Source organism: Pedobacter sp. UYEF25 (assembly GCF_054061655.1).
On record NZ_JBSSEL010000007.1, the window covers coordinates 1 to 12422 of the forward strand.

At 38.5% G+C, this 12422-nt stretch carries 9 protein-coding genes; 8 read left to right on the forward strand and 1 reads right to left on the reverse strand.

Annotated features, from left to right (window positions below; all coding sequences use genetic code 11):
• The first annotated feature begins 468 nt into the window (after positions 1 to 468).
• The 7 genes from ACVWYG_RS08295 to ACVWYG_RS08325 all read left to right on the forward strand — a co-directional run bounded on the left by ACVWYG_RS08295 (position 469) and on the right by ACVWYG_RS08325 (position 10498).
• A complete protein-coding gene (locus tag ACVWYG_RS08295) occupies positions 469 to 1968 on the forward strand; it encodes an SPOR domain-containing protein (RefSeq protein ID WP_457269722.1) in 1500 nt (499 codons plus the stop codon).
• Complete coding sequence (locus ACVWYG_RS08300) at positions 1969 to 2676, forward strand: MotA/TolQ/ExbB proton channel family protein (RefSeq protein WP_457269723.1); 708 nt, start codon at positions 1969 to 1971, stop codon at positions 2674 to 2676.
• A complete protein-coding gene (locus ACVWYG_RS08305; RefSeq protein ID WP_457269724.1) occupies positions 2676 to 3080 on the forward strand; it encodes an ExbD/TolR family protein in 405 nt (134 codons plus the stop codon). Before ACVWYG_RS08300 ends, ACVWYG_RS08305 begins: the two co-directional genes overlap by 1 nt.
• A complete protein-coding gene (locus ACVWYG_RS08310) occupies positions 3080 to 3898 on the forward strand; it encodes an energy transducer TonB (protein WP_457269885.1) in 819 nt (272 codons plus the stop codon). The genes ACVWYG_RS08305 and ACVWYG_RS08310 overlap by 1 nt, the downstream gene beginning before the upstream one ends.
• Before the next feature lie 87 nt (positions 3899 to 3985).
• Entirely contained in the window at positions 3986 to 5233 is a 1248-nt protein-coding gene (locus tag ACVWYG_RS08315) for a bifunctional folylpolyglutamate synthase/dihydrofolate synthase (protein WP_457269725.1), read from the forward strand.
• Between the two features lie 57 nt (positions 5234 to 5290).
• Positions 5291 to 6961 (forward strand): alkaline phosphatase PafA, encoded by a 1671-nt coding sequence (gene pafA / locus ACVWYG_RS08320; RefSeq protein ID WP_457269726.1) that lies wholly within the window; start codon positions 5291 to 5293, stop codon positions 6959 to 6961.
• Positions 6962 to 7114: 153 nt separating this feature from the next.
• A complete protein-coding gene (locus tag ACVWYG_RS08325; protein ID WP_457269727.1) occupies positions 7115 to 10498 on the forward strand; it encodes a methylmalonyl-CoA mutase family protein in 3384 nt (1127 codons plus the stop codon).
• A gap of 211 nt (positions 10499 to 10709) precedes the next feature.
• Here ACVWYG_RS08325 and ACVWYG_RS08330 read toward each other — a convergent pair whose 3' ends face one another.
• On the reverse strand, positions 10710 to 11687 hold the full coding sequence (locus ACVWYG_RS08330; protein ID WP_457269728.1) for an acyl-ACP desaturase: 978 nt from the start codon (positions 11685 to 11687) through the stop codon (positions 10710 to 10712).
• 393 nt (positions 11688 to 12080) lie between these two features.
• On the opposite strand from ACVWYG_RS08330, the gene ACVWYG_RS08335 reads away from it, so the two are divergent.
• Positions 12081 to 12395: a hypothetical protein gene (locus tag ACVWYG_RS08335; protein ID WP_457269729.1), complete on the forward strand. Its 315-nt coding sequence runs from the start codon at positions 12081 to 12083 to the stop codon at positions 12393 to 12395.
• The last annotated feature ends 27 nt before the right edge of the window (positions 12396 to 12422 follow it).

Here is a 12422-nt window from a genome sequence, read left to right on the forward strand (position 1 = left end):
GCAGCCACAAAAAAGGAGCTGCCCTAAACAGGCTGGCACAAAGCCGCCTTGAAAAATAAAGATAGAAATTATTTGGAATTCATCACAGAATCTTTTATGTTTCGGTCTAAAGGCGTTAAGTAGCTGGTGTAAATCCTAAAAGAGCCTTTATTAGGTTGCATAAATGCTATGAAAACAATTTTTACCTATTCAAGTCTGTCGATTAAAACTTCTTTATAATTGATGCATTTTTAAAATTTGCGATTATATCGATTCACTCATTTGCTTAATAGCATACCATTTCTATCTTTGTAACCGTTATCTTTGCACCGAAATGTATAATCATTAGAATCTTTTAAGGCTTTTAATAATTAGAATGGAAAAAGAACTCGTTTTTGTCATCATTTTGTTAGAGGAAATCTATAAAACCAATAGACACAATTGAAGGTTAAATATAATTTTTGAATTTAAACGCTTATTTGTACCGAAATGGATATCTTGATTAACCTTTTAGAACACCTGCGACAAACGAATGAAGTTGGTATTGCTGGCCTAGGAACTTTTTACAAGAAAAAATATCCAGGAAGTTTCGATAAAGAGAAAAAATCTTTTTCTCCTCCTAAAAATATGTTGCACTTTACAGCTGATGTGAAAGGGGCTAACACTTTTGAAACATTTATTTCAGAAAAGGAGCACGTTTCTAGAGAAAGTGCTCAAGATTACATTAGTCAGTTTGTAGAAGAGTTAACTCAAAAACTGAAGTTGGATCATGAAGCAACCTTACAAAACATTGGAAGGTTGTTTTATACAGCACAACTCGACTTGAGTTTCGAAGCCTCAGAAAAATTTGATTATGGCGCTGAGTTTTACGGTCTGCCAATTATTCCCGAAACTAAAATCATCGAAAAAGACATTCTAGCAACATCTGAAAATAAAGAGCACAGTAGCATTGCCGGGATTGTCGCTGATACTCCTTCAGCTGCAAATGAGCCTACAGAAACAGTAGAATCTTCCAACCCGTTTCCTGTTATTGAAAACATAGAATTAGATGAAGTAAGGACAGATCTTGAAAATACCTTAGCTCATTTAGAAACCCACAAAATCAATTCGGAACAGGAAGAGCCAATAAAAGATAAGCAAGATCAAAGCGCTGAGTCATCTACAACCACACCCACTGATATTGAAACGACAGAAGTGAACGAAAGGGACATCAATCTCGCAGATCGGCATTTTAATACTCCGATTGTTGAGCCGCGGTTAACTGAAAAAGAGTTTGAAACGATTTTACCCAACCAAGAAACGGAAAAAGAAAGAGAAGATACATCAACTCCAACTGTGTTGTCAGTTTTAGAAAGTAATCTTAAAAAAGAAACTAGCGAGAAACAGGTAACCGATGCCCCAGAATTTATCAAGGAACAGCACGAGGAACATCCAGAAAAATTTGGAACTGACCCAATGGAGCACCCTACAGAAAAAAGCATCTGGCCGAAGGTTTTTGTTACTTTTATCATTCTGTTGATTTTAGGCGGATTGGCTTATTTCTTCCAACCAAATTTGTTCAACCGAAGTGCCGATCCAATTGCGAAAGTGGTTGCTCCGATCGACTCTACTAAAGTGAAGATTACATCGATTGACACCGCAAAAGGCAAGCAAGATTCTATCAAAAAAGCAGATAGTGTTTTGAAAGTTAACATGGTACAATCACCAGTTAGAGATAGCATTAAAGGACAAAACATTGCAAACAACACACCTATTTTTACTTTCGACGTGATTGTTGCTTCTTACAAAACAGAAAAAGCTGCTTTGTCATACATCAGTATGATGAAAAAAAATGGCTATAATGCAAAAATTGCCAACATGACTGGCACTCGAAAAAAAATTAGCATTGCATCTTTCCCATCAGAACAGGAGGCAAAAAAACAACTGATTATCTTACAGAAAAAACTAAAAGGAAAAGGCTTTTACGTTCAAAAAATCAAAACACTATAAATGACTACTTTACTTATCATTCAAGATACCGCAAGGGTATTGCAAGATTCTCTCAACGCAGCAAACTCAAATTTAAGTCAGCCTGCTCCCGAATTACATTTTATAGATTTGTTATTTAAAGGCGGCTGGGTAATGTTGCCTCTAGGAATTTTAGCCTTCTTAGGCTTAGTTATTTTTGTGGAGCGATATATTACCATAAAAAAATCTACGAAAGAAGAGGCAAATTTAACCGGACAGGTTAAACAATACATTTTATCCGGCAATTTAGATGGCGCCTTAGCCATGTTACGCAACAATCATTCGCCACTTTCGCGGATGCTTCAAAAAGGTTTGAAACGCATAGGCAGACCAATTAAAGACATTGAGGCGGCAATAGAAAATGTAGGGAAATTAGAAGTTTCTAAATTGGAGAAAAATATAGGTATTTTAGGAATTATAGCCGGAATAGCACCAATGCTTGGATTTGTGGGTACAATTATTGGAGTAATTACAATCTTTCATGATGTATCTATAAAGGGCGCAATAGAAATTGGAACCATTTCTGGCGGACTATATATCAAAATGATTTCTTCGGCGACGGGATTGATCATTGGTATTATAGCCTATGTACTTTACCATGTTTTAAATGTAATGGTAGAACGTATTGTATTGAGGATGGAAACAGATTCCATAGATTTTATTGATTTATTAGAAGAACCTAGCAAATAATGAATTTAAGAAAGAAAAATAAGCCTCATGTAGAGGTACATACTTCGGCATTGAACGATATTATGTTTTTCTTGCTCTTGTTTTTTTTATTGGCTTCGGCAGTTGTCAATCCAAATGTGGTTAAGCTTTTGCTACCGCGATCGGAAAGTGGGCAACAATCTACGGCTAAAAAAGCCATTACGGTTACGATCGACGAGAACTTAAAATATACGCTCGACAAGAAGCCGATGACTTTAGACGAACTTCAACCAGCCATCGAGAAATATCAAGCGCAAGAACCAGATCTCACCATTATATTATATGTGGCAAGAGGTGTTTCCATTGAAAATACCATGCAAATTTTTGATATTGCAAACAAATTGAAATTAAAAGTAGTTTTGGCTGTAGAGCCTAAAAAGCGATGATGGAACACCAAGAAAATAACTATCCAAAAGCATTTGCCATTTCCGCGGGGATAATGATTTTCCTACTTGTCATAAGCTTTTTTATTGTTATAGGCCGGTTTCAACCACCGGAAAATGTCGGTATGGGCGGTATGGTTGTAAATTACGGTACTTCGATAGAAGGAATGGGCGATGACTATACAAGTATTGAAGAACCATCTGCCGATCCAAACGCGAATCAAAAAGCACCGGATAAAGTAACACCAGAGGATAAAGTTACTCCAAATACCAATTCTCAGGTAAACGAGAAAGAGATACAAACTCAAAATACAGAAGATGCTGTTGCTATAAATACCAAAAAGGTTAAAGAAAGCAACAATGCGCCAACTACTGCTACTGAAGAGAAACCTGCAAAGCCTGTAATCAATCAGAACGCACTTTATAAGGGCAAGAAAAATACAGGACAAGGCCAAGGGGATGGAACAGGTACTACTCCCGGAAATCAAGGTTCGGTAAATGGCGATCCACTTGCCAATAACTATGGAGAAGGCGGTTCTGGAAATGGAAATGTGGCGCTTTCGCTTGCAAGTAGGCGCTTTGTAAACATTCCTCGAATTCAAGATGATGGCCAAGCACATGGTAAAATAGCCGTAGAGATAAGAGTAGACAAAAATGGGAAAGTCATATTTGCCCGCGCAGGCGCTAGGGGCACAACACTATCTAACTTAGAACTTTGGCGCAAGTGCGAAGCAGCAGTTGTTGGTGCTAGTTTAAACAAGCTAGACTCTGCGCCAGATGTGCAAATCGGAGTAGTTGTGTTTAACTTTAAAGTGAAATAACAGCAGATCGGCAAAAATTGAACTCATCTAGTAATTAACGCAGTGAATTACGAGCAAACGTTACACTTTTTATATGGTAAACTCCCAATGTTTACTAGAATTGGTGCAGCGGCCTTGAAGAAAGATTTATCCAATACCATTGCCCTTTGTAACGCCATGGGCAATCCTGAGCGCAAGTTTAAGACCATCCATGTTGCCGGAACCAACGGCAAGGGATCCACCAGCCACATGCTAGCTGCAGTGTTACAGGCACAGGGCTACAAGACCGGCTTGTACACTTCTCCGCACTTAAAAGATTTTCGAGAGCGCATACTTATCGACGGAAAGAAAATTCCAAAGCCACAAGTTTCGAAATTTGTAAAAGCGCAAAAAGGGCTTATCGAACAGCTAGAACCGTCATTTTTTGAAGTGACGGTAGCCATGGCGTTTGATTATTTTGCTTCTTCTGAAGTAGAAGTTGCCGTTATTGAAGTTGGGTTAGGGGGGCGTTTAGATTCTACCAACGTCATTATACCTGAGATATCAGTAATTACCAACATAAGCCTAGACCATACCAACTTACTAGGCAGTACGGTACAAGAAATTGCAATAGAGAAAGCAGGGATAATAAAACAAGGAGTACCAGCGGTGATTGGTGAGACGCAAACAGCTGTGAAAACGATTTTCGAAGCAAAAGCCAAACAACTTAATTCGACTATTTTCTTTGCTGATGAAAAGCTCTTTTTAAAGAATAAAAAGATCAACCGCGGGCGACTATTATTTTCGGTTTACGAGGATGAAAAATTAAAATTCGACAAATTAAGGTGCGATTTAGCGGGCTCCTATCAGGAGAAAAATATTTTAACTGTACTAAAAACTATAAGCGTTTTAAATGATCAAAAAAGCTTTCAAGTATCAAAAAATGCTGTGTATACAGGCTTGAGGAACGTAAAAAAACTTACCCACTTGCAGGGCAGGTGGCAAATTATCCACAGAAATCCTCTAACGATCTGCGATACCGGGCACAATGTTGCTGGCATTCAAGAAGTGTTAAAAAACATTAATCAAACGCAATTTCGAAAGCTCCATATCGTATTCGGGATGGTAAAGGACAAAGCAATAGGCGAGATTTTAGCTTTGTTGCCCAAAGACGCAACTTATTACTTTTGCAGTCCGAACATTGAGCGAGGACTTAGTGAAGTTTCTTTAATGGAAAGTGCAAAATCTTTCGATTTAAAAGGGAAGCCTTTCTCATCTGTTAAACAAGCTAAAACAGCAGCATTTTCAGCTGCAAAAAATGAAGATTTCATATTTATTGGTGGAAGTACATTTGTTGTAGCAGAGGCTTTACCTTAAGTTAACGCCTTTACGCAATCGCTTTTTAAAAAAAAGGCTACTTTTGAAAAAAAAACCATGAAAAAAATTACTCTATTAGCTTTTATATCAATCATGTTATGTGTTGGGCAAATATTCGCTCAAAATAGAAAACAGTCTAAAGTTTCTGTTGCCAATGTCTCGAAAGATGTAGCCAGGCCAAAGCTGGTTGTCGGCATTGTGGTGGATCAAATGCGTTGGGATTATCTGTACAGATATTACGCGAGGTATGGCGAAGGAGGGTTTAAAAGGTTACTTAGCAAAGGTTTTAGTTGCGAAAACACGATGATAAATTATCTACCAAGCTATACTGCCGTAGGACATTCTACAATTTTTACGGGATCTGTGCCAAGTATTGATGGCATTTCTGGCAATGATTGGATAGATCAACTGACTGGCAAGAACATGTATTGTACGTCAGACAGCACCGTTACGAGTGTTGGTACGGAATCTGCAGATGGCAAAATGTCTCCGCGTAACCTATTGGTTTCGACCATTACAGATGAACTTCGGTTGGCAACAAACTTTAAATCAAAAGTAATTGGTGTTTCATTAAAAGATAGGGCTTCCATTTTGCCGGCCGGCCACTTAGGTTCTGCCTTCTGGTTAGACGATGCAAGTGGAAATTTCATCACTAGTAGCTATTATAGTAAGGAACTTCCTGCTTGGGTAACAAAATTTAATGATGAAAAAAATGTAGAAAAATTACTTTCAAACGGCTGGAATACCTTATACCCGATAAATACGTATACGGAAAGTACTGGGGATGATGTGCCATGGGAAGGAAAATATTCAGGAGAGAAAAGTCCGACTTTTCCACACGATTTAAAGGCTATATATGAAAATAGCAAAGGGGTAATTCGCAGCTCGCCATTTGGCAATACACTCACTTTGCGGCTGGCAACTGCAGCGATAAAAGCAAATGCAATGGGAAAAGGAACCGCGACGGATTTTTTGACCATTAATTGCGCTTCTACGGATTATGTTGGGCATCAATTCGGACCTAATTCTATTGAAGTTGAAGATACCTACCTACGTTTGGACAAAGATTTGGAAAACTTCTTTGTGATGCTTGATGCAAATGTTGGCGCAGGAAATTATACCGTATTTTTAACTGCCGATCATGGCGCTGCCCACTCCATCAATTTTATGAAAGCGCACAACTTGCCAGCTAGCGGATGGAATTCTAATCAATTAGAGAAAGATTTAAACCAAATGCTCGTCGATAAATATGGAAAGGGAAACTTGATCCGCGACATTAAAAACTATCAGGTAAATTTCGATTTAACTAAAATTACCAGTGAAAAATTAGATTTCGAAGCCATTAAGAAAGCAACTTGCGACTATATTAAAATGCTACCTGGCGTTACTTATGCCATCGACGTAGAGAAAATTGGGAGTTTACCCATTCCAGACCCCATTAAAAGCATGGTAATAAATGGGTATAATTTTAAAAGAAGTGGCCAAATACAAATTATTTTAAACAGTGGTGATTTTGAGGGAACGGGGCAGACTGGGACTACACATGGTACTTGGAGTCCTTACGATACGCACATTCCATTGGTTTGGTATGGATGGGGAATTAAGCAGGGATCGACAAATGTACAAGTAAATATGACAGATATTTCTGCGACGTTAGCTGGGCTCCTTCACATCCAAATACCAAATGGCTGCATTGGAAAACCAATAGTAGAACTGCTTTCTAAATAAAAATTTGGTAAAAATTGAAGCCGGCACATAGCCGGCTTTTTTTATTCAGAAAGTGTAAATAGAAATATAAAGCTGGCCTCGCACAGATTCCTTATATTTGGAATAAGCCAGGTATTCCTGTCGAATCTAATAAGATCATATCTAGTAATTGACATGCAAGTAGAAGAAAAATATACGCCGAAAAATAAAATCCGTTTTGTTACAGCCGCATCTCTTTTTGATGGTCACGACGCAACCATTAACATTATGCGTAGGATTTTACAGTCATCGGGCGCTGAAGTTATCCACTTAGGACATAACAGATCCGTAGATGAAGTGGTAAACTGCGCCATTCAAGAAGATGTGCAAGGCATCGCCATGACTTCTTACCAAGGTGGCCATATAGAATATTTCAAATACATGTTCGATCTTTTGACAGAGAAAGGCGCTAGCCATATTAAAATTTTTGCTGGCGGCGGCGGTGTATTTTTACCCATAGAAATTGAGGAATTGCAAGCTTACGGAATTACAAAAATTTATTCTCCAGATGATGGTAGAAAAATGGGTTTACAAGGCATGATAAATGACATGTTGCGGAAAACCGATTTTGTAACCATAAGTGAAATAACAGATGAATTTAAAAATTTAGCCAAAAAAAATAACAATAACATTGCGCGGCTTATTTCCTTCGCAGAAAATCATCCCGATCAGTTTTATACAGAAATGGCAAAAGCAAAATTGCCAAACACAGAAAAGAGTATTGTGCTGGGTATTACTGGCACCGGGGGCGCAGGTAAATCCTCGTTGGTTGATGAGTTACTGAGACGATTTTTACTTTATACAAAAGAAAAAACCATCGCTATCATTTCGGTAGATCCATCCAAAAGAAAAACCGGTGGTGCACTTTTGGGCGATAGGATTAGAATGAACGCAATCAATAATCCTAGGGTTTATATGCGGTCTCTTGCCACACGGCAGGCAAACCTTGCGCTGTCTAAAAATGTGCAAGAAAGCCTAGACATTTGCAAAGCAGCTGGATTCGATTTAATCATTGTGGAGACTTCGGGTATTGGCCAATCAGACACAGAGATAACAGACCATTGCGATGTTTCTTTATATGTGATGACGCCAGAATTTGGTGCTGCAACTCAGTTGGAAAAAATAGACATGCTCGATTTTGCAGACCTAGTGGCGATTAACAAATTCGATAAACGTGGTGCGTTGGATGCAGTTAGAGATGTACGGAAACAGTACAAACGAAACCATCAAAAATTTGATGTGCCGGATGAAGAGATACCTGTTTATGGCACCATGGCATCGCAATTTAATGATCCTGGAATGAACGAACTGTTTTTAGCATTATTCGATCAAATTAAAGAAAAAACCAATACCGATTTCGAACTAGATGCAACAAATATTAATGCAACCGCCGACAAAGCATACATCATCCCGCCCGACAGGATACGATATTTAGCAGAGATTACGGAAGCGAGCGATGCCTATAACCAATGGGTAGAAGCGCAATCTACCATTGCGAGAAAAATGTACCAGTTAGATGGTGTTATTTCTATGTTGGAAAACGTGAAAAACCAACAAGCGGAGCAAGATAAAACGGTTAAGGATTTAAAGGAAATATTGACTGAACTTGAAGACACGATAGATGGTCAGGCAAAAAAGCTATTGCGCAATTGGCCAGCGGTAAAAGAGCAGTATAGGCAAGAAAATTTTGTTTATCAGGTTAGAAATAAAGAGATTAAGCTTCCACTATTTTATGAGTCTCTATCAAAGTTAAAAATACCAAAAGTTGCATTACCAAAATATAAAGATTGGGGCGATTTGCTAAAATGGTTACTTACAGAAAACCTTCCAGGTGAATTTCCCTATGCAGCCGGTGTTTTTCCGCTAAAGCGTGAGGGGGAAGATCCAACTAGGATGTTTGCTGGCGAAGGTGGTCCTGAAAGAACGAATAAGCGCTTTCACTACGTATCTATTGGACAGAAATTTAACCGTTTGTCTACGGCATTCGATTCGGTAACGCTTTACGGAGAAGATCCCCACATTAGACCAGATATTTACGGAAAGATTGGGAATTCGGGTGTTAGCATCGCAACGTTAGATGATGCAAAAAAACTCTACTCGGGTTTTGACCTGTGTGCGCCAAGCACTTCGGTTTCTATGACGATAAACGGACCTGCTCCAATGCTCTTAGGTTTTTTTATGAATGTGGCGATCGATCAACAATGTGAAAAATACATTGTAGCGCACAATATTCAAACAGAGACAGAAGAAAAAATCAAGGCAATTTATCGCGCAAAAACTCAAAATCGGCCAGTTTACAAAGGAAAACTACCAGAAGGAAATGACGGGCTAGGATTAATGCTTTTGGGTGTGACGGGAGATCAAATTCTTCCGGCAGAAGTTTATGCAAAAATAAAGGCAGAAGCATTATGCGCCGTTAGAGGTACGGTGCAGGCAGATATTCTAAAAGAAGACCAAGCGCAGAATACATGTATTTTTTCTACCGAATTTGCATTGCGGATGATGGGCGACATTCAGAAATATTTTATCGACGAAAACATCAAAAACTTTTATTCGGTGTCTGTTTCTGGTTATCACATTGCAGAAGCAGGTGCAAATCCAATTTCGCAACTTGCATTTACGCTTAGCAACGGATTTACATTTGTAGAATATTATCTAAATCGCGGGATGCATATAGATGATTTTGCACCAAATTTATCTTTCTTTTTCTCAAACGGAATTGATCCGGAGTACGCCGTAATTGGACGAGTGGCGCGAAGAATATGGGCGAAAGCGATTAAAAATAAATACAAAGGAAATGATAGGTCGCAAAAGCTAAAATACCACATTCAAACTTCGGGCAGATCTTTACATGCGCAGGAGATAGATTTTAACGACATTAGAACTACGCTCCAAGCACTTTATGCCATTTACGACAACTGTAACTCGCTTCATACCAATGCGTATGATGAAGCAATTACCACGCCTACCGAAGAGTCTGTTAGGCGGGCGATGGCCATTCAATTGATTATAAATAGGGAACTTGGGTTGGCGAAAAATGAAAATCCATTACAAGGCGCATTCATTATTGAAGAGCTAACGGATTTGGTTGAACAAGCCGTGTTGACAGAATTTAAACGGATAAATGATCGTGGTGGAGTTCTGGGCGCTATGGAGACCATGTATCAACGTGGAAAAATTCAGGAAGAAAGCCTTTATTATGAAACCCTAAAACACAATGGCGAATTTCCAATAGTTGGTGTAAATACCTTTTTAAACAAAAATGGCTCACCAACCATTGTGCCAACAGAAGTAATTAGAGCTACAGAAATAGAAAAACAAGATCAGATCGTGTCTTTAAAAGCATTTCAAGATCGAAATGAAAATGTTGCTGCGAAAAATTTGTTAACACTTAGGGCGGCGGCAACTGCCGGTGAGAATATTTTCACAGCGTTGATGGAAGTTTGCAAAACCTGTTCTCTGGGACAAATTAGCAATGCGCTTTACGAAGTTGGTGGGCAGTACAGAAGGAATATGTGAGCACGCTTTGACCTTAAAGTTGCTATTTTGCGCTAACGACAGGAATGACATCCTTTCTACCTACTTTTTAGCAGGCAGAAAGATATAATGGATGGCGTGTTAAAGCGCCCAAATTATTTTAAAGCAGCTGACACAAACAATCACCCTAAATTAAAAAAGCCTATTCTTTATAAAAAGAACAGGCTTAAGATTTTGTATTTTAAGAATTTTACTAAACTATCCAAGTAAATTTATAGTCAATAGTGGGGTTTTTCATCCGATCCGCAACACGTAAAAGGCGATCAGGCAGGGCCAATAGATAATCTCGGGCCTTCTCCCCTGCGCTGTCTAAATCCCTTAAACTTTCTATCTTCCAATCTACCAAAAGCTGCTGCATAATTTCTACATAATCTACTGCGGTGTAAACGCCTAAACGTTGCGCTGCATCTGTAAAATGCCCAAAAGTCTGACCGATTTTTAAGCCTACCTCCCGTAGAAAGTGTGCAGGCATAACGATTTTTTTTCGCATCATGTCTTCAAATGCGAGAATGGCTTCATTGGGATCAACCTCAAAAATCTTATTCATAAAATCTTTGTAGGCCTTGGCGTGTCTAGCTTCATCAGATGCAATTACGCCACACATTTTAGACAGCAATGTGTCGCCCTCTTTTTTTGCCAAAGAAGCAACCCGTCTGTGGGACACATTTGTAGCCATTTCCTGAAAACTTGTATAAATAAAGTTTCTGTAGGGATCGTGGCCGGTACCAATGTCAAATCCATCGGCAATTAAATATTGCGTAGAAATTTCCATCTGGCGCATGTCTACACGCCCCGATAAATATAAATACTTGTTTAATACGTCACCATGTCTATTCTCTTCTGCAGTCCAAAAGCGCACCCATTTCATCCAACCACCTTCTTCATTTTTACTTTGGCCATCTACCATGGTCAACCAAGATTCGTAAGTAGGCAAGGCCTCTTCAGTTATGGTATCGCCAATAAGCACCGCAACTAAATCGTAGGATAAATCTTTTGCAGTTTCCCTCAACGCCCTAACGTCATCAAAAAAACTATCTGATGTAGAATCTGGCAAGAAATCTGAAGGCTGCCAATTGGTGTCAATAGGCTTTAGGTAAGTGCTCATCATCTCAAGCATATATTTCTCAACATGCACCATTACTTCCCGTCTCTTATCTGCAAAAAAACTCATCTGTTGACTTTATATTTTTAAGCACAAATATAACCATTTTTTGTGGCAAAGTATATTTTATGTCTTAATCGAAAAAATATTTCAAAGCCTTGACAGATCCTTTTAAATGGCATAGGCTTAAGTATTAAACGGACTAGATACCCATCATTACTTGAAAAAAGGTCAACACAATCAGTCTGCTACTATTTCAATTCAATACCAATTTTAACTTAGCACTCTTTCCCTATTTTAATGCTGCATATTACCACAAAGTGGGGAAAAATTCCACACCTAAAGGTTTTAGGGTAAATGTTAAGTGATTAACAATCAGATGTTTTATAAAAAAAGCTCAATTGGCATCATTATGTTGCACTACTTGGCATAACAATAATTATTACATTAAAATTTAGAACCATGAAAAAATTAATTTTATCAGCTGCATTTTTAGCTATCGGAGGATTAACAGTAGTAAACGCAAACGAAATGAGGGAAGTTAAAACCACTGCAATTGTAATGGTTCAAGACAGCATTATTAAAACCCCTGTTAAGTTAGATTCTTTACCTGCTGCAGTAACGGAAGCTTTAAAGGCTGACGCTTACAAAGATTGGACACCAACGGAAGCTTGGGCAGTTAAAGACGGTGCGAAAGAATATTTCTTAATCAACGTTAAAAAAGAAGATCAGACAGGTGCTTTAAAAATCGATAAAGACGGAAAACCTGTAGAATAAACACCCATAATTAACACCCATATAGAA